The sequence below is a fragment of the Microbacterium sp. NPDC079176 genome, from assembly GCF_040686675.1.
In the GTDB taxonomy this organism is placed as follows: Bacteria; Actinomycetota; Actinomycetes; order Actinomycetales; family Microbacteriaceae; genus Microbacterium.
The window spans coordinates 52,073-69,864 of sequence record NZ_JBFBLM010000004.1 but is presented as its reverse complement, the minus strand read 5'-3'; the positions used below and the strand labels follow the sequence as shown (position 1 = coordinate 69,864).

Here is a 17,792-nt window from a genome sequence, read left to right as displayed (position 1 = left end):
AGTCGAGCGGGTGTCTCTAAATACTGGCATATCAACAGACCGCCGCGATGGCGGCCACGGCTGCTCCCTCAGTACTCTCGAGGATGAAAGCGGTCTGCGGACGGCCGCCCCTCTCGAAACGGAGCGACCATGACCGACTCGACGCGGCCCGAAGACCCGCAGTACAGCCCTCCCGCGTGGGACGGAGCGCGACCGGCGGATGCCGCCGTGGATCCTGCCGCCTACCCGCTGGCCGGCCCGGGACAGCCCACGCCGTACACCTCCCCGGCCGGGCAGGGGCTGGCGGTCGCGGGACTCGTCCTGGCCTTCGTCATCGCTCCGCTCGGACTGATCCTGAGCATCGTCGCCGCCGTCAGGCTCGGCAAGGCCGGGGCGCCGCGCGGCCTCGCCATCGCGGGAATCGCGGTCGGCGCCGTCATCACCGTCATCTGGATCATCGGCATCATCGTGCTCGTGAGCGTCTTCGCGAACCTGTTCGCGATGTGCGCCGACCTCGGTCCGGGCGTGTGGCAGGTCGGCGGAGTCACCTACACCTGCAGCTGAGTTCGCGGCCGGACGAGAAAGGGGCCGGATGCGATCGCATCCGGCCCCTTTCTCGATTCGTCTCAGCGCTTGTAGTTCGGCGCCTCGACCACGATCTGCACGTCGTGCGGGTGCGACTCCTTGAGACCCGCCGCGGTGATGCGCACGAACTTGCCGCGCTGCTTGAGCTCTTCGATGGTGCGGGCTCCGACGTAGAACATCGACTGCCGCAGTCCGCCGACCAGCTGATACGCGACGGCCGACACGGGGCCGCGGTACGGCACCTGTCCCTCGATGCCCTCGGGGATCAGCTTGTCGTCGCTGGGCACGTCGGCCTGGAAGTAGCGGTCCTTCGAGTACGAGGTCTGCTTGCCGCGGGTCTGCATGGCCCCGAGGGAGCCCATGCCGCGGTACTGCTTGAACTGCTTGCCCGACTGGAAGACGATCTCGCCCGGCGACTCGTCGGTGCCGGCGAGCAGCGAGCCGAGCATCACGGCGTCAGCACCCGCGACGAGCGCCTTGGCGATGTCGCCGGAGTACTGCAGACCACCGTCGGCGATCACTGGGACGCCGGCCGGACGTGCGGCGAGCGACGCCTCGTAGACGGCCGTGACCTGGGGCACGCCGACGCCGGCGACGACGCGCGTCGTGCAGATGGAGCCTGGCCCCACGCCCACCTTGACCGCGTCGACACCTGCGTCGATGAGCGCCTGAGCGCCCTCGCGGGTGGCGACGTTGCCGCCGATGACGTCGATGTGCGCGAAGCTCTCGTCCGCCTTGAGCCGCGTGACGAGGTCGATCACGCCCTGTGACTGGCCGTTGGCCGTGTCGACGACGAGGACGTCGACTCCGGCGTCGCGCAGCGCCTCTGCGCGCTCCCAGGCATCGCCGAAGAAGCCGATGGCCGCGCCGACACGCAGACGACCCTGGTCGTCCTTCGTGGCGAGCGGGTACTTCTCGCTCTTGTCGAAGTCCTTGATGGTGATGAGACCGGCCAGCTTGCCGTCCTCATCGATGAGCGGCAGCTTCTCGACACGGTGATGCGCGAACAGGGCGATGACCTCGCCGGCGGCGACGCCCACCGGTGCGGTGACGAGACCCTCCGACGTCATGACGTCCTTCACGAAGGTGGTCTGACGCTCGAAGCCCGAGACGAAGCGCATGTCGCGGTTGGTGATGATGCCGACGAGGCGGCCGTCGGGGTCGACGACCGGCAGACCGGAGATGCGGTACTTGGCGCAGAGCGCGTCGACCTCTTCCACGGTCGCGTCGGGCGACGTCGTGATCGGGTCGGTGATCATGCCCGACTCGCTGCGCTTGACGCGGTCGACGTGGGCCGCCTGATCGGCGATGGAGAGGTTGCGGTGCAGGATCCCGATGCCGCCCTCTCGCGCCATCGCGATGGCCATGCGGGATTCGGTGACCGTGTCCATGGCGCTGGAGAGCAGCGGAGTCGCGACCGAGATACGGCGAGTGATCCGCGACGAGGTGTCTGCCTCGCTGGGGATGACGTCGGTGTGCCCGGGAAGGAGCAGCACATCGTCGTACGTGAGTCCGACGAAGCCGAAGGGGTCGTGCTGGTCCATGGATAGTCCTCCTGCGGGCGCGATCTGGGGCGAGGGTGTACCAATTCTAAGTGCGGAGCGGCTGAGGAAATTCCCTGCGCCCGCTGACATCGCGCGCAGGACGCCCCGGGTGACCTATCGGTATTTCGCAACTTCGTGATGGGATCGTTCTCACCGTGAGCAGATCGTGCCTTGGTCGAAACAGAGCCGACACATTACGCTCATACCGTCGTACATCAGGGCCGATGAACAACTCCGTCATGGCCTGTGTACTGGGCTGGAGGTTCTGTGCGTCCGACGATCTCGGCGAATCGAAGCGGAATGCGGTGGGTCATCATCCTGCTCGCGTCGCTCCTCGCCATCGCTTTCCTGTGGTTGCAGCCTCCTGCTGCGGCTTCCGCCGAAGAAACGGACGACGGCCAGGAGATCACAGACTTCTACTTCGCCGGTGTCATCACCTTCGATGACGACCCCGTCGAAGGCGTCGTGATGACGATCGACGGCGGCGGCTTCGAAGGCGAGACCGAGACCGACGCCGAGGGCAAGTGGCGCCTGTACGTGCCCGAGAAGGACACGTACACGCTCACGGTCGACGAGGAGACCCTCCCCGACGGCGTGATCGTCGATGCGGCGCAGCTGCCCGAGGGCACCCAGCCCATCGCCGGCACGACGGCGTCGTTCGAGGTCGAGTTCGGCCTGACCGGCACGAAGATCCTCAACCTCTTCCTCGGTGAGGGCGAGAGGATGACGACGTCCTTCATCGACCAGCTCCTCTCACGTCTCGTGGGCGGCCTGAACTTCGGTCTGCTGCTGGCGCTCGCCTCCATGGGCGCGGCGCTCATCTACGGCACGACGCGGCTGTCGAACTTCGCTCACGCCGAGATGGTCACGTGGGGCGGCCTGGTCGCCCTCGTGACGACGAGCTTCTGGCATCTGCCGCTGTGGCTCGGCATCATCGCCGCCGTGATCGGGGGCGGTCTCTTCGGCTGGGCCCTGGATGCCGGCATCTGGCGTCCGCTTCGACGACGAGGCCTCGGTGTCGTGCAGCTGATGATCGTCAGCATCGGTCTGTCTCTCGCCCTGCGCTATGCGTTCCAGTACATGATCGGTGGTGGCACTCGCCAGCTCCCCGGGGCCAGCCCCGAGCCGTTCCGGTTCGGTCCGATCTCGCTGTCCTACATCGACCTGATCGGCATCGTGGTCAGCATCGTCGTGATCGTGGGCGTCGCGTTCTTCCTCACCCGCACCCGCATCGGCAAGGCGACCCGCGCCATCTCCGACAACCCGCAGCTCGCCGCAGCATCCGGCATCGACGTCGACAAGGTCGTGCGCTACGTCTGGATCCTGTCCGGCACGCTCGCCGCCATCTCCGGCATCCTCTGGGCCTACTTCCGCCCCGGCGTGAAGTGGGACATGGGCATGCAGATGCTGTTGCTCATCTTCGCCGCCATCACCCTCGGCGGGCTCGGCACGGCGTTCGGTGCGCTCGTCGGCTCCCTCATCGTCGGCATCGCGGTCGAGGTCTCCACCCTCTGGATCCCCTCGGATCTGAAGTATGCGAGCGCCCTGGTCGTGCTCATCGTGATCCTCCTCGTCAGACCTCAGGGCCTGCTGGGACGCAGGGAAAGGTTGGGCTGATCGCCATGGACTTCGGAAGCATCTTCTCGAACACAGCCGTCTATCTGTTCAGCCCCGTCACCCTCGCCTACGCGCTGGCGGCGACCGGTCTGGCCGTGCACTTCGGCTATGCGGGCCTGCTCAACTTCGGCATGGCCGCCTTCATGGCGGTCGGCGGATACGGCTACGCGATCTCCGTGCTGACCTTCGGGCTCCCCTGGTGGGTCGGCATGCTCATCGGTCTCCTGGGAGGCGCGTTCTTCGCAGTCCTCCTCGGCATCCCGACGCTGCGGCTCCGCGCCGACTACCTCGCCATCGCGACGATCGCCGCGGGTGAGATCGTACGACTGCTCTTCACCACCCAGATCTTCGACGAGTACACCAACTCGGCCGACGGTCTCGCGCAGTTCAACGGCGGGTTCCGCGACGCCAATCCGTTCCCGCCGGGCACCTACGGCTTCGGACCGTGGACCTACAGCGCGAACGACCTGTGGAACCGGGTGTTCGGACTCATCGTGCTGCTCGTCGCGATCCTGCTGGTGTGGTCGCTCATGCGCAGCCCGTGGGGACGCGTCCTCAAGGGAATCCGCGAGGATGAGGATGCCGTGCGCTCGCTCGGCAAGAACGTCTTCGCGTACAAGATGCAGGCGCTCGTCGTCGGTGGCGTGATCGGCGCAGCCGGAGGAATCGTCTTCGTCCTCCCCTCGGCTGTCGTGCCGGGCAGCTACACGACCTCGCTCACGTTCTTCCTGTGGACGATCCTGCTGCTGGGCGGCGCGGCCACCGTGTTCGGCCCGACACTCGGGGCCATCCTCTTCTGGGTCGTCTTCGCTTTCATGGCGAACCTGCTCCCGGCGATGGCGCGGTCCGGAATCCTGCCCATGTCCGACAGCCAGGCCTCGACCCTGGTGTTCATCTTCGTCGGCATCGCCCTGATGCTGCTCGTGATCTTCCGACCTCAGGGCATCCTCGGAGACAAGAGGGAGATGACCTTTGTCAAATGAACTGACCCCCGACGAGAGCGCCCAGACGGCGCCCGCGACCGGCAGCATCCGCCGACCGAAGACCACCGGACTCGCCAAGGGCCCTGCGGCCCCCGGCGTGCCGAAGGTCGATCCCATCCTGATCGCGGATGCCGTGCAGCGGCGCTTCGGCGGTCTGACGGCCGTCGACGTCGACCACGTCGAGATCCCTCGCGGCGCCATCACCGCTCTGATCGGCCCGAACGGAGCAGGGAAGACGACCCTGTTCAACCTGCTCTGCGGTTTCGACAAGCCGAACAGCGGGACCTGGTCGTTCGACGGCACGAGCCTCTCGGGCGTTCCCTCCTTCAAGGTGGCGCGCATGGGACAGGTGCGCACGTTCCAGCTGACCAAGTCGCTGTCGCTGCTCACGGTGCTCGAGAACATGAAGCTCGGTGCTCCGGGACAGCGCGGCGAGGGCTTCTGGTCGAGCCTGTTCCCGTTCCTGTGGCGCAAGCAGGATCAGGAGATCGAGGTCAAGGCCCGCGAGCTGCTGGCCCGCTTCAAGCTCGACGCCAAGGAGAAGGACTTCGCCGCGGCGCTCTCGGGCGGCCAGCGCAAGCTCCTCGAGATGGCGCGAGCGCTCATGAGCGATCCGACCCTGGTGATGCTCGACGAGCCGATGGCCGGCGTCAATCCGGCGCTGACCCAGTCGCTCCTCGATCACATCCTCGACCTCAAGGGCCTGGGCATGACCGTGCTGTTCGTCGAGCACGACATGCACATGGTCCGCCACATCGCCGACTGGGTCGTGGTCATGGCCGAGGGCAAGGTCGTCGCCGAGGGCCCGCCCGACGAGGTCATGGAGGACCCGGCCGTGGTCGACGCCTATCTCGGCGCCCACCAGGACCTCGATCTCGGTGCCGTGACCGGTCGCATCCCCGTGATCGAGAACGCCACCGCCGCCAAGCTCCGCGAGCAGATCGAAGCAGAAGCCGAGGCGGAGCTCGAAGCGACGAGCACGCCGGATCACGACCAGAAGGACAACGCATGAGCGCCGAGACCTCCGCTGCGGCACCGCTAACCGACGACATCGTCGTCGAGCTGAAGGACGTGCACGCCGGCTACCTGCCCGGTGTGAACATCCTCAACGGCGCCAACCTCGTCGCCCGACAGGGCGAGCTGATCGGCATCATCGGCCCCAACGGCGCCGGCAAGTCGACCCTGCTGAAGGCGATCTTCGGGATGGTGAACGTCCGCAGCGGCGAGATCACCGTGAACGGAGAGAGCATCATCGGGTTGAAGGCCGACAAGCTCGTCAAGCGGGGCGTCGCCTTCGTGCCGCAGACGAACAATGTGTTCCCCTCGCTCTCCATCGAGGAGAACCTGCAGATGGGGCTGTATCAGAACCCCAAGATCTACGCCGAGCGACTCGAGTTCGTCACCGGCATCTTCGCCGAGCTCGGCAAGCGCCTCAAGCAGCGCGCCGGGTCGCTCTCGGGCGGCGAGCGGCAGATGGTGGCGATGTCGAGGGCACTCATGATGGATCCGTCGGTGCTGCTTCTCGACGAGCCCTCCGCCGGCCTCTCCCCCGTGCGTCAGGACGATGCGTTCATCCGCGTCTCCGACATCAACAAGGCGGGCGTGACGACGATCATGGTCGAGCAGAACGCGCGGCGCTGCCTGCAGATCTGCGACCGCGGCTACGTGCTCGACCAGGGCAAGGACGCGTACGAGGGCACCGGACGCGACCTGCTGAACGATCCGAAGGTCATCGGTCTCTACCTCGGAACTCTCGGCACCGACGCCGCCTGAGGGCTCCCACGACAGAGGGGCGGATGCGACTCGCATCCGCCCCTCTTCTGTCCCCCCGCGCAGCTCCGGACACGCGGCCGCAGCTCGGGGCACTCACACGACGAAGGCCCCGGATCGAGGATCCGGGGCCTTCGCTCGTGATCAGTTGGTGCGGGAGATCAGGTTGTCGGCGCCGTACTCGTACGTGCCGATCGATGCACCCTGCGGGTCGCCGTTCTCATCGAACGTGATCTCGCCGGAGTAGCCGTCGTAGTCGGCGGTTCCACCGTCGTTGATGATCGCCGCGCAGTCCTCGAAGCTGGTGCACTTCTCACCGTCTCCGCTGCCGCCCGAGACCTCGGCCATCTTTGCCGCGATGTCCGCGCCCTCGGTCGAACCGGCGGCGAGAGACGCGAGTGCGACGAGCACGACCGCGTCGTAGGCCTCGGCTGCGTAGGTGAAGTCGTTGACCTCGGGGTTGCCCTCACCGGTCCAGAACGTCTGCAGACGGTCGGTGAAGTCGTCCTCGAGCGCCGGTCCCGGCTTCGTGCCCTGTGCGCCCTCGAGCGAGAACGGGAAGTTCGTGTCGGGCGAGGAGCCGTAGTCCGACAGGTTTCCGTCGACGAGGTAGAACTTGTCGGGCGAGATGCCGGCGTTGACCAGCAGCGGGGCGATGGTCTTGAACTGGTCGAACGACACGATCGCGACGGCGTCGGGGTTCTGAGCCTTGATCGTCTCGACCTGTGCGTCGAACTGACCGTCACCGACGTTGTACGACGCGTCAGCGACGACCTCGCCACCCGCGTTCTCGAACGTCGACTTGATGTTGTCGAACAGTCCGGTTCCGTAGGCGTCGTTCTGGTAGATCACGCCGAGGGTCTTGTGTCCGTCTTCGGCGATCAGGTTGCCGAGGACCTCACCCTGCAGAAGGTCGCTGGGCGCGGTGCGGAAGTAGAGACCGTTGTCGTCCCAGTCGGTGAAGTCCGGGCCGGTGTTCGAGGCCGAGATCTGCAGGATGCCGGCGCTGACGTTTCCGTCGAGGATCAGGCGTGAGACGCCCGACGCCGCGGCACCGACGATGGCGGTGACGCCCGCGCCCTGGAGCTTGCTGATCGACGTCTCGTAGGCCTTGGTGTCGGTGTCGCCTTCGTCCTCAGCCGTCAGGTTGATCGTGACGCCGGCAGCAGCATCGTTGACCTCCTTGACCGCGAGGCCGACGCCGGATTCCATGGGCGGGCCGAGGAACGACAGCGAACCGGTCTGCGGCAGCAGCGAGCCGAGCTCGAGCGTGAGGTCGGCCGACGATCCGCCGCCGCCACCACCGTCGGACGGCTCCTCAGAGGGCGTGCCGCTGCAGCCTGCGACGACGATCGCCGAGACGCTCAGCAGCGCGACTCCGGCGAGAATCTTGGCGCTGCGCGAGCGCGTGAATGAGGTCATGATGCTCCCTTGCGTGACTGGCCGTGGATTGTGACCACGGTCGGGTGCTCTAACACTAGGACTGAAAGGCTTCCCGTAGGGGTCGCCGATGTTTCGGTGCGTTAACGATCCGACACCGAGTTTCCGGACGGATGAACCGGGAGTTCAGACGAGTGTCGGCTGATCGATCCGGCGTCCGCGACGCGCGGCGAGCAGCAGGTCGATCAGGAACACGAGGATCGCGACCCAGACGATGATGAAGCCCGCCCACCGCTCGGCCGGCATCGGCTCGCCGAGCACGACCGCGCCGATGATGAACTGCATGACGGGGGTGATGAACTGGATCATCCCGATGACGGTGAGGTTGATGCGCCGGGTGCCCGCGGCGAAGAGCAGCAGGGGCACTGCCGTGGCCACACCGGCGAACGCGAGAAGCACCGCATGCCACGCACCGTGCGAGCCCATCGTGATCCCGGCAGGGGTGGCGGCGACGAGGATCAGCTGCACGATGGCGATCGGGATCAGCCAGAACGACTCGAGCGTGAGTCCGCTGACCGCATCGACCGCGGGGCCGATCTTCTTCTTGATGAGTCCGTAGACGCCGAACGAGGCGGTCAGCGACAGGGCGATCCACGGGAACTCGCCGTAGAAGAGGACGATCACGATCACGGCGACCGCCGCGATGCCGATCGCCGCCCACTGGAGCCTGCGGATGCGCTCCTTGAGCACGAACACCCCCAGCAGCACGGTGGTGATCGGGTTGATGAAGTACCCGAGGCTGGTCTCCACGATGTTCCCGGAGAGGGTTCCGATGAGGAACACCTGCCAGTTGACGTAGATCAGGACACCCGCCAGAGCCGTCCATCCCAGCAGCCTCGGCTGTCGGACGATGACGCCGAAGGCGGCCCAGCCGCGCATCACGGTGAGGAGGAGCAGGCAGAAGACGAACGACAGCAGCACGCGCCACGCGACGACCTCCCACGGACCGGTGGGCACGAGCAGCAGGAAGTAGAGGGGCAGCACGCCCCAGAGCAGATACGCTCCCCCCGCGTACGCGACTCCCGCCGTCTGAGTGGCTCGGGAGGCGGCGTTCGTCGGGGTCACCGCACAACCCTATGCCCGTCGCTGCGCCGCCTCCGCCCCACGAGACCCGCCGTCCGGACATTGGCAGGAATCGATGGACCGGTGGCCGAACACGCAGGAAGGCCCGGATGCGTGATGCATCCGGGCCTTCCGAAGACGTTGTCTCAGCGGACGACGACTGCGAGCACGTCGCGAGCCGACAGGACGAGGTACTCGTCTGCGCCGAACTTCACCTCGGTGCCGCCGTACTTGCTGTAGAGCACACGGTCGCCCACGGCGACGTCGAGCGGAACGCGGTTGCCGTTGTCATCGATGCGGCCGGGGCCCACGGCCACGACCTCGCCCTCCTGGGGCTTCTCCTTGGCGGTGTCGGGGATGACCAGGCCACTCGCGGTGGTCTGCTCGGCCTCGACCTGCTTGATGACGATGCGGTCCTCGAGCGGCTTGATGGAAACCGACACGGTCTACCTCTTCTTTCTTGACGCTGACAGGAAGACTTTTCGCACTCTCAACCCGAGAGTGCTAATCCAGTCTAGGCGTTCCGCTGGCACTCACGCAATGCGAGTGCCAATGCGGCGAACAGCCCGCCGCCTAAGCTGGGGCAGTGGAGATCTCCGAGCTGCGCGCACTGCTGACCCCCGAGGGCCTCAAGGCGCTGGACGAACTCGGCCCCGTCGACGACGTCGCCGACGTCGCTCGAATCGTATCCCGGCTGCGTGCGGCCGGCCACTCGCCCGAGCTCGTCTCGGCCGTGGTCGGACAGGCACGACTTCGCACCAAGGCGAAAGGCAAGTTCGGCGACTTCGCGGCCCGGATGCTGTTCACCCGGGCCGGACTCGAGCAGGCGACACGGCTGGGCGTGGCCGCCCGGCATGCCCAGCGGATGCGCCGCGCCGGCATCACTCGCGTCGCGGATCTCGGCTGCGGCATCGGCGGGGATTCTCTTGCCTTCGCCGGTGCAGGGCTCGACGTCGTCGCCGTCGACGCCGACGAGGTGACCTCGGCGATCGCGGCGTACAACCTGGCGCCTCTCGGAGACAGCGCGAGGGTGATCCACGGCACGGCCGAGGCGCACGTGCCCGTCGAGGGCGACGAGAACCAGGCGATCTGGATGGATCCGGCCCGCCGCACCGCCGGGCACAGCGAGACGCGCCGGGTCTCGTCCGATGACTACTCTCCGCCGCTGGACTGGGCCTTCGATGTGGCCTCGCGCACATCGACGGGCATCAAGCTCGGTCCCGGTCACGACCGCGATTCGCTTCCCGTCGACGCCGAGGCGCAGTGGGTGAGCGCAGACGGCAGCGTGGTCGAGCTCGTGCTCTGGACGCGCGCTCTCGCCCGCGACGGCATCCGCCGTTCCGCCCTCGTGATCCGCGGCGAGCGCTCACATGAACTCACCGCAGGCGCCGACGCCGTCGACGAGCCCGTGCGGGAACTCGGCGCGTTCCTGCACGAGCCGGACGGGGCGGTGATCCGGGCGCGTCTGATCGGCGATGTCGCGCGCAGCCTCGACGCGGGAATGCTCGACGAGCGCATCGCGTACCTCACCTCTGACGCCGCGGTCACCAGTCCGTTCGTGCAGTCGTTCCGGGTGCGCGAGACGATGCCGGCGAACCCGAAGGCGATCAGCGCCGTCCTCAAGGCGAACGAGATCGGATCTCTCGAGATCAAGAAGCGCGGCATGGACATCGACCCCGCGGCCTTCCGCAAGAAGCTGGCGCTGCGGGGCGAGCAGACCGCGACGCTGATCCTCACTCGCGTGGGTGATCAGCGACGAGCGATCCTCGCCGATCGGGTGCCGGCAGCCGGCTGACGTCTCCCCGGCGCCTAGCCCTCGGTGTCGTCTGACGGGATGTCGACCTGGATCGGATCCTGGTATTCGCCGCCGAGCTCGAGTGTCTCACCGGGCCTCACCGTCGGCTCTGCCGTCGCCGTCGTGCTGTCTCCGGACACCACGAGGTAGGGCATGCCGTTCAACGTGTACGCGAGACGCACGCTCCAGTCGGAGGTCATCCCTCCGGCCTCGTCCACGACGGTTCCGGCGACCTCGATGACGTCCGCCGACGATTGTCCCTCGCTCGCCGGGCGGCATTCGACGGCCTGGACGGCATCGACGATGAGGCAGTCCTGGATGTCGTCGCTCGCGACGCGCTGTGCGCGCCAGACCGGCGCATCGCGGAAGTACCCGACGACCGAGAAGGAGAACTCTTCGAAACCGTCCTCGACCAGCTGCTCGGCGCGTTCCCGCTCGTCGCCCTGGAACTGCGACAGCCAGGAGTTCTCGTCCGAACGCCATCGCTGGATGATGCCGACGACCTCCCCGTTCATCGCTCGCGCGGCGGACGCCCAGATCTCCTCGAGGCCCTCGTCCCCCTCCCCCGGCACCGCGACGCTCGCGTTCAGGCCGATGCCGTTCCCGTTGTCGAGATCGGCCGCGGGCTGGCACTGATCCGCCGACTTGTCGGCGGCATCGAGCGTCAGGCACACCGTCTCGCCGTCGTCCTTCGTCGCGTACCAGACGAGGGCATCCTCGTCCTGTCCGATCGCGCGCAGACTGCCCGGGTCGAACCCGCCCTCGGCCTGCAATTCCGCACGCCGCTCCTGCTGCGCGGAAGTCAACGCGACGGCATCGCCGGAACGCCCGAAGAGCGCCCAGCCGGTGCCGAGACCGATCACGAGCAGAAGTGCGGATGCCGCGACGACCGCCTTCCAGTGCTGACGGAATGCCGCGCGGAGGCCTCCGGTCTCGGTGGACCGACGTCCGTCGTCCGCGTGTTCGCCGGGCGCGCTGGGGGAAGCGTCGGCGACGGGTGCCTGACCGTCACGGAACGGCTTCTCCGACGTCGGCGGCTCGTGGGCCGGTCCCTGCCCGACCGGCGCGTCGACCCGGTCACGCGGGCCAGGGTCGACCCGGTCAGGCCTGCCAGGCTCGCCACGCAGCGATTCGAGCTCTCTCAGCCTCGCCGCCTCGGCCCCGGTCAGGCCACCGTCGCGGCCGTACGCTTTGACCTGCAGTGCGCGCAGCTCGGTAGAGTCACTCTCCTGCAGCATCGTCGCCCTCCCAGCCCTTCGTCACGGTCAGGTACTGCTGACCGTAGCCGAACCGGTACTCGTAGCGGGTCGTCTTCCCCTCACCCACGACGTCGAGCACGAGCGTCCTGTCCGCGTCGGCGAGCATGATGCTGTCATCGCAGGCCATCGGAGGGTCGGGCATCGACCCGTCGTAGACGAGACAGTACCTCTGCGTGGACATGTCGATCCCCGTCCAGATCGGCACGTCATCGTCGTAGCCGGCGACCAGGATCGTCCGCCGGTCCAGTCCCGTCCGCTCGGCGAGGGCGGTCGCCGCCTCCGCCTCGTCGGGGCTGGCGAACATCGCCGTGGACTGCGGCGAGGTAATGTAGCTGCGGGTGACGACCGCCGGCTCGCCGGCCGGCGTGAGGAACATCTGCGCCTCGACGTCATAAGTCTGACTCTGGCTCACGGGTTTCGTGAGAGTGGCATTCACGCCCTGGACCACGGCCTGCTCCCGCGTCGTGCACGCGGGAGCCGTCGCGTCCTCGTGTCCGAGCACCAGGCACACGTCAGCGCTCTCGTTCTTCGTCGCGAACCAGATCACGACGCCTTCTTCCTCCGCCATGGCCCGCACCGACCCCGGGTCGAAGTCCCCCGATGCGACGATCGCGCTCTGCCACTCCTCCTGCTGGGCGCTGAGCTGCATCGGCGCGGGACCCCGGTCGGTGAAGAGAAGCCAGCCCAGCGCGAGGCCGATGACCGCGAAGGCCGTGGCGACCGCGACCGCGAGACGCCGATGGTGTCGCAGCGCGATGCGCGGGGACCCGCCCTGGGCCTCGATGTCCACGGCCGGGTCGGGAGGTGACGCGCTCCCCTCCTCCTCTGCAACGCCCCGCGGAGCCTGCGCAGGGTCCGGCGCACGCGTCTCCGGACTTCTCGTCGCCGGCGGCCCCGCCAGACGCGTCTTCGCGGATTCCAGCTCGCGCAGCCGCGCTGCATCCGCCGCGCTCAACGACCCCGCACGGCCGTACGCCCGCGCCTGGAGCGCGCGCAGCTCGACGGATCGGTCCGCGTCGAGCATCGGCTATCCGAGTCTCTCGAACTGCATCCCGGCCCAGACGAGCCAACCGAGGCTGTAGACGGTCGCACACAGACCGAGAACGAGCGCCCAACGAGCGATGGCGCGGCTCTCGACCGGTCGGCGCAGCGACATGATCGACGCGATCACGGCGACGATGGCGATCGGGATGCCCCAACCGACGAAGAACGACGCGGCCAAGGCGACGACCGCCGCCATCAGCGCCCAGGGAGCGAGGCGGGTGTCGTCCACGGCGGACGTGCCCGTCGCCGGCTCCCAGTCGCCCTCCCGACCGATGTCCTCGGCGACTGGCCCCGTGACGACCACCGGCTCGACTCCGACCGGGCCGGTGGGGAGCTTCGTGTATCCCTCGCGGCGCGACCCGGGTATGCGTGCCGACCCCGCCGGATGCTCGACCTCGCCGCTCGGGCGCTCGATCCTGGTCGGCGGCACCGCGGCACTCGAGGCGGGCCCCGGTTCTGCACCCGCCCGATCCGGAGTGCGAGGCACGTCGCTCATCACATCACCGCGACGCGCTCGTCGACCTGGATCTCGGTGACGGGAAGCGTCGAGTCGGCTCCGAACGCCAGCGTCGACGGGCGACGGCCGGACGCGATGAGCTCCGCGGCGAGCGCCGCGATCATCGCGCCGTTGTCGGTGCACAGCGACAACGGCGGGATGCGCACCGTCACGCCGGCCTTCTCCGCCCTCGCGAGGGCGACCTCGCGGAGTCGTCGGTTGGCGATCACTCCTCCACCGAGCAGCAGGCGGGGCACGCCGAGGTCTGCGCACGCGGCGAGCGCCTTCGTCACGAGCACATCGACGACCGCCTCACGGAAGCTCGCGGCGACGTCGGCGACGGGCACGGGAACGCCGTCTGCCTCGCAGCGCTCGACCCAGCGCGCGACAGCGGTCTTGAGCCCGGAGAAGGAGAAGTCGTAACGGTGCTTCGCGAGGTCGGAGGCGCGCGAAAGCCCTCGAGGGAAGCGGATCGCGTTCGGATCTCCGTCGAGTGCCGCTCGATCGATCTCGGGTCCGCCGGGGTACGGCAGCGACAGCAGTCGGGCGACCTTGTCGAATGCCTCCCCCGCGGCATCGTCCATGGTCTCGCCCAGCATCTCGACGTCGGTCGTGAGATCGCGCACGTGCAGCAGCGAGGTGTGCCCGCCCGATACCAGCAGCGCGATCGTCGGGTACTCCAGCGGCTCGGAGTCGGGAGTCAGGATGTCCGCGGCGATGTGTCCGACCAGGTGATTGACCGCGTACAGCGGCTTGTCGAGCGACACCGCCAGACCCTTGGCGGCACCGACGCCGACCATGAGCGCTCCCGCGAGGCCGGGTCCGCTCGTGACGGCCACCGCGTCGAGGTCGCCGAGCCGCACCCCGGCCTCGGCCAGGGCGGCGTCGATCGAGGGTTGCAGGGCCTCGAGATGGGCACGGGCGGCGACCTCGGGAACCACTCCGCCGTAGCGGGCGTGCTCGTCCATGCTCGACGCGATCGTGTTCGAGAGCAGCCTGCGTCCGCGGACGATCCCGATGCCGGTCTCGTCGCAGCTCGTCTCGATGCCCAGCACCAGCGGCTCGGTCATGAGGTCGCCTCCTTCGCGGCATCCGACGCCGTCTCATCTCGATGCTCGGAGCGCGGATGCTGCAGGGCGAGGCGCATCACGATCGCGTCGACGTCGTCGGGCTGGTAGTAGCGGGGGCGACGTCCGATCTCCTCGAACCCCTCCGAGCGGTACAGCCCCTCGGCACCGGGGTTGTCTGCCCGCACCTCGAGGAAGACCTCTCTGGCTCCGCGTTCCACCGCGGCATCGAGAAGGGACCGCAGAAGCGCCCGGCCGCGACCGCGACCGCGGTGCTCGACGTCGAACGCGATGGTCTGGATGTCGGCGTCACTCGACCCCTGCAGTGCACGGACTCCGCCGTAGCCGATGATCGCGCCGTCCTGCTCGTCGACCAGATAGCGTCCGTGCGGGCTCGCGAGCTCCAGGGCCATCGCCTCCGAGCTCCACGCGTCGGTGGGGAACGAGCGGTGCTCTATCGCCATGATGGCGTCGAGATCGTCTGGCGTCGCGTCGCGCAGCGTCATGACCCCACCTTCTTGGGCGCTCCCGGCACGGTGACGTCGGGCTGACGCAGATAGATCGGCTCGGTGCCCGCGAGTGTGCGCCCGGCAGCCAACGCCCTCGCGCCCACGCGAGCCAGATCGACGCCCGACAGCGTCTCCACATCGATACGGCGGATCCCCTGGAGGTGCTCGTCGGCGTCGACGCGTGCGACCAGCACGGTGTCGGTGATGACGTGCGGGATGCCGTCGGCATCCGTTCCGTCGAAGACGGTGATGGCGACCTCTCGGCGGCGGGCGTCCGTCACGATGGCGAACGGCCCGGTCACGGCGTGATGCTCGACGGCCGTGAGCGCTGCGGCGAAGTGGCTCGGCACGGGGACGACGGGGATGCCACGCCCCAGCGCGAACGTGCGTGCCGTCGCGATGCCGATGCGGAGTCCGGTGAACGGCCCCGGGCCCATACCGGCCACCGCATGATCGATCGGGCCTGATCCGGGCGCGTCGAGGGCCCGCACGAGAAGCTCGCCGATGACCTCCGCGTGACGGAGCGGATCGGCGGCCGAGGCATCTGACAGACGCGTGCCGTCGTCGTCGATGAGGGCGACGGCGGTGCCCAGGGAGGTGTCGACGGCGAGGATCACCTCTCCAGGGTAGTCGTCGTTCAGCCGGTGATCGCTGAGCGTCCGCCACGCGTGATCGACACGTGCCGCGGTGCGTCGGCGTCGAGCTCCGAGGGGTCGAGCTCGTCGTCACCGCCGACGGGACGCTCCAGCTCGATGTCCCACCAGGTCTCGGCCAGGTCCTCGGCCATCCCGCGTCCCCACTCGATCACCACGACCGATCGTGCGATGTCGAGGTCGAGATCGTCGAGCTCTGCCCCTGAGCCAAGCCGGTAGGCGTCGACGTGCACGAGCGGCGCGCGTCCGACGAGCGAGGGGTGCGTGCGGGCGATCACGAAGGTGGGGCTCTGCACGGGGCCGCGTACGCCCAGACCCTCCGCGAGTCCGCGGGTGAACGTCGTCTTGCCTGCGCCGAGCGGGCCGGTGAGGATCAGCAGGTCGCCCGCTTCGAGCTGCTCGCCGATGCGGAAGCCGAGCTGCTCCATCGCGTCCGAGGTCTCGATCTCGCGGCGCCCCAGGAAGGACGGGTCGACGCTCATGCCGACCGCCGGGGAACACGGGCGCCGATGCGCGTCACGATCTCGTAGTCGATGGTCGATGCGGCGTTCGCCCACTCCGATGCCGAGGGCACGCCGAGCGTCGGGTCGCCGAACAGCACGACCTCGTCGCCGATCGACACCGGGGCGTCCCCGACGTCCACGACGAACTGGTCCATGGCGATGCGGCCGACGTTCGTGTATCGGCGCCCGGCGATCGATACGGGCAGGCGCCCGGATGCGTGGCGCGGCACGCCGTCGGCGTATCCCAGCGGGACGAGCACCAGCGTCGTGTCGCGGGAGGTGCGGTGGTCGTATCCGTACGACACCCCGGCGCCGGCCGGCACGCGGCGGACGGCGGCGATCGCCCCCCGCAGCGTCATGGCCGGGCGAAGCCCCAGCTCCGCAGAAGAGCGGTCGTCGAACGGCGAGAGGCCGTAGATGCCGATGCCGATGCGCACGGCGTCCAGACGCATCTCCGGCAGGTCGATCGCGGCCGCTGTCGCCGCGATGTGCCGGATCTCGGGATGGATGCCGAACGACGCCGCCGCCGTGACCGCCTCCTCGAACTTCGCGAGTGCCTCACGGTCGTCCTGGGGCGACGTGTTCGAGAGGTGGCTGAAGAGCCCGACGATGCGCAGCCGCCCGATGCGTTCGAGGCGCGCGGCTTCGGCGAGCACACGACGCCAGTCCGCCGGGGCGATGCCGTTGCGCGACAGCCCGGTCTCGAACTTGAGGTGCACGCCGACCGGGCGGTCGACCGAGGCGACCGCTCCCGCCGCTTCGAGCTGGTCGAACGACGAGATTCCCACCTCGATGTCGTGCGCCGCAGCCTGGTCGAAACGCTCGCCCGGCGCGTGCAGCCAGGCGACGATCGGAGCGGTGATGCCCTGACGACGGAGTTCGAGCGCCTCAGGGATCTCGGCGACCCCCAGACGAGTGGCACCCCCGGCGAGGGCGGCGACGGCAGTCGCGGCAGCCCCGTGGCCGTAGGCGTTCGCCTTCACGACGGCGATGACCTGCACGCCGGTGAGTCTGCGGAAATGGCGGACGTTGTCGCTGATGGCATCCAGCTCGATGCGGGCTTCGCGGAACGGAACGGTCACAGCGGCTCTCCTTCGGCGACCACGAACGCTGCGGCGAGCCCCGCGTCATGGGTGAGGGTCAGGTGCAGTCGGGTGATCCCGCGCTCTGCGACGACGTCGGCGGTGGAACCGGAGAGCACGAAATGCGGGCGGCCGGATGCCTCGGAGGCGATCTCGATCTCGATCCAGTGCACGCCGTCAGAGCCGCCGAGCGTCTTGATCAGGGCTTCCTTCGCGGCATAGCGCGCGGCGAGCGACGGCAGTCTGAGACCCCGCTCCCCCGGCGCGAACAGCCGCTCCAGAAGCCGCGGCGTGCGCTCCATCGTCCGCTCGAACCGCGGGATGTCCACGAGGTCGATGCCGGTCCCGATGATCACCAGTTCAGCCTAGTCGCGGCATCCCGAATCGGTCGGCCCAGCCTCTGC

Annotated in this window: 19 protein-coding genes; 6 read left to right on the top strand and 13 right to left on the bottom strand. The window is 68.4% G+C overall.

What is annotated here, in order from left to right; all coding sequences use genetic code 11:
- Positions 1-129 precede the first annotated feature (129 nt).
- On the top strand, positions 130-543 hold the full coding sequence (locus tag AB0P11_RS10815; RefSeq protein ID WP_072590851.1) for a hypothetical protein: 414 nt from the start codon (positions 130-132) through the stop codon (positions 541-543).
- Between the two features lie 62 nt (positions 544-605).
- Here the strand turns inward: AB0P11_RS10815 and guaB are convergent, their stop codons facing one another.
- A complete protein-coding gene (guaB, locus tag AB0P11_RS10810) occupies positions 606-2,108 on the bottom strand; it encodes an IMP dehydrogenase (RefSeq protein WP_053098958.1) in 1,503 nt (500 codons plus the stop codon).
- A 300-nt stretch (positions 2,109-2,408) separates the two neighbouring features.
- Here guaB and AB0P11_RS10805 point away from each other — a divergent pair, with 300 nt between their 5' ends.
- From AB0P11_RS10805 to AB0P11_RS10790, 4 genes are read left to right on the top strand one after another with little or no spacing between them, the layout of a single operon-like run.
- Positions 2,409-3,725 carry a branched-chain amino acid ABC transporter permease gene (locus tag AB0P11_RS10805; RefSeq protein WP_363521890.1) on the top strand — a complete coding sequence of 439 codons (1,317 nt, stop codon included), beginning with the start codon at positions 2,409-2,411 and terminating at the stop codon, positions 3,723-3,725.
- 5 nt (positions 3,726-3,730) lie between these two features.
- Positions 3,731-4,708 (top strand): branched-chain amino acid ABC transporter permease, encoded by a 978-nt coding sequence (locus AB0P11_RS10800; protein ID WP_053098957.1) that lies wholly within the window; start codon positions 3,731-3,733, stop codon positions 4,706-4,708.
- A 46-nt stretch (positions 4,709-4,754) separates the two neighbouring features.
- Entirely contained in the window at positions 4,755-5,720 is a 966-nt protein-coding gene (locus tag AB0P11_RS10795) for an ABC transporter ATP-binding protein (protein ID WP_053099395.1), read from the top strand.
- Entirely contained in the window at positions 5,717-6,481 is a 765-nt protein-coding gene (locus tag AB0P11_RS10790) for an ABC transporter ATP-binding protein (protein WP_363521887.1), read from the top strand. The genes AB0P11_RS10795 and AB0P11_RS10790 overlap by 4 nt, the downstream gene beginning before the upstream one ends.
- A 141-nt stretch (positions 6,482-6,622) precedes the next feature.
- On the opposite strand, the gene AB0P11_RS10785 is transcribed toward AB0P11_RS10790, so the two are convergent.
- From AB0P11_RS10785 to groES, 3 genes are all read right to left on the bottom strand, one after another.
- Positions 6,623-7,900, bottom strand: coding sequence for an ABC transporter substrate-binding protein (locus AB0P11_RS10785; RefSeq protein ID WP_053098955.1), 1,278 nt, complete (start codon positions 7,898-7,900; stop codon positions 6,623-6,625).
- A gap of 144 nt (positions 7,901-8,044) precedes the next feature.
- On the bottom strand, positions 8,045-8,983 hold the full coding sequence (gene rarD / locus AB0P11_RS10780) for an EamA family transporter RarD (protein ID WP_363521884.1): 939 nt from the start codon (positions 8,981-8,983) through the stop codon (positions 8,045-8,047).
- Between the two features lie 143 nt (positions 8,984-9,126).
- Positions 9,127-9,423: a co-chaperone GroES gene (gene groES, locus AB0P11_RS10775; RefSeq protein ID WP_039394204.1), complete on the bottom strand. Its 297-nt coding sequence runs from the start codon at positions 9,421-9,423 to the stop codon at positions 9,127-9,129.
- A 143-nt stretch (positions 9,424-9,566) separates the two neighbouring features.
- Between groES and AB0P11_RS10770 the strand changes: the two genes are divergently transcribed.
- Complete coding sequence (locus AB0P11_RS10770) at positions 9,567-10,775, top strand: class I SAM-dependent methyltransferase (RefSeq protein WP_363521881.1); 1,209 nt, start codon at positions 9,567-9,569, stop codon at positions 10,773-10,775.
- Positions 10,776-10,789: 14 nt separating this feature from the next.
- Here AB0P11_RS10770 and AB0P11_RS10765 read toward each other — a convergent pair whose 3' ends face one another.
- Genes AB0P11_RS10765 through AB0P11_RS10725 form a run of 9 tightly spaced genes read right to left on the bottom strand, consistent with a single transcriptional unit; the run spans position 10,790 to position 17,744 of the window.
- Entirely contained in the window at positions 10,790-12,013 is a 1,224-nt protein-coding gene (locus AB0P11_RS10765) for a hypothetical protein (protein ID WP_363521878.1), read from the bottom strand.
- On the bottom strand, positions 11,997-13,058 hold the full coding sequence (locus AB0P11_RS10760; protein ID WP_363521875.1) for a hypothetical protein: 1,062 nt from the start codon (positions 13,056-13,058) through the stop codon (positions 11,997-11,999). Before AB0P11_RS10760 ends, AB0P11_RS10765 begins: the two co-directional genes overlap by 17 nt.
- A 3-nt stretch (positions 13,059-13,061) precedes the next feature.
- Positions 13,062-13,574: a hypothetical protein gene (locus tag AB0P11_RS10755; RefSeq protein ID WP_056277261.1), complete on the bottom strand. Its 513-nt coding sequence runs from the start codon at positions 13,572-13,574 to the stop codon at positions 13,062-13,064.
- Positions 13,574-14,644 carry a tRNA (adenosine(37)-N6)-threonylcarbamoyltransferase complex transferase subunit TsaD gene (tsaD, locus tag AB0P11_RS10750; RefSeq protein WP_053098949.1) on the bottom strand — a complete coding sequence of 357 codons (1,071 nt, stop codon included), beginning with the start codon at positions 14,642-14,644 and terminating at the stop codon, positions 13,574-13,576. The genes AB0P11_RS10755 and tsaD overlap by 1 nt, the downstream gene beginning before the upstream one ends.
- Positions 14,641-15,147, bottom strand: a complete 507-nt coding sequence (gene rimI, locus AB0P11_RS10745) for a ribosomal protein S18-alanine N-acetyltransferase (protein WP_053098948.1) — start codon at positions 15,145-15,147, stop codon at positions 14,641-14,643. The genes tsaD and rimI overlap by 4 nt, the downstream gene beginning before the upstream one ends.
- Positions 15,144-15,767: a tRNA (adenosine(37)-N6)-threonylcarbamoyltransferase complex dimerization subunit type 1 TsaB gene (gene tsaB / locus AB0P11_RS10740; protein WP_363521870.1), complete on the bottom strand. Its 624-nt coding sequence runs from the start codon at positions 15,765-15,767 to the stop codon at positions 15,144-15,146. The genes rimI and tsaB overlap by 4 nt, the downstream gene beginning before the upstream one ends.
- Before the next feature lie 20 nt (positions 15,768-15,787).
- Positions 15,788-16,285 (bottom strand): tRNA (adenosine(37)-N6)-threonylcarbamoyltransferase complex ATPase subunit type 1 TsaE, encoded by a 498-nt coding sequence (gene tsaE, locus AB0P11_RS10735; RefSeq protein WP_363521867.1) that lies wholly within the window; start codon positions 16,283-16,285, stop codon positions 15,788-15,790.
- Positions 16,282-17,388 carry an alanine racemase gene (gene alr, locus AB0P11_RS10730; RefSeq protein WP_056277250.1) on the bottom strand — a complete coding sequence of 369 codons (1,107 nt, stop codon included), beginning with the start codon at positions 17,386-17,388 and terminating at the stop codon, positions 16,282-16,284. The genes tsaE and alr overlap by 4 nt, the downstream gene beginning before the upstream one ends.
- Positions 17,385-17,744, bottom strand: coding sequence for a holo-ACP synthase (locus AB0P11_RS10725; RefSeq protein WP_056277247.1), 360 nt, complete (start codon positions 17,742-17,744; stop codon positions 17,385-17,387). The genes alr and AB0P11_RS10725 overlap by 4 nt, the downstream gene beginning before the upstream one ends.
- Positions 17,745-17,792 lie beyond the last annotated feature (48 nt).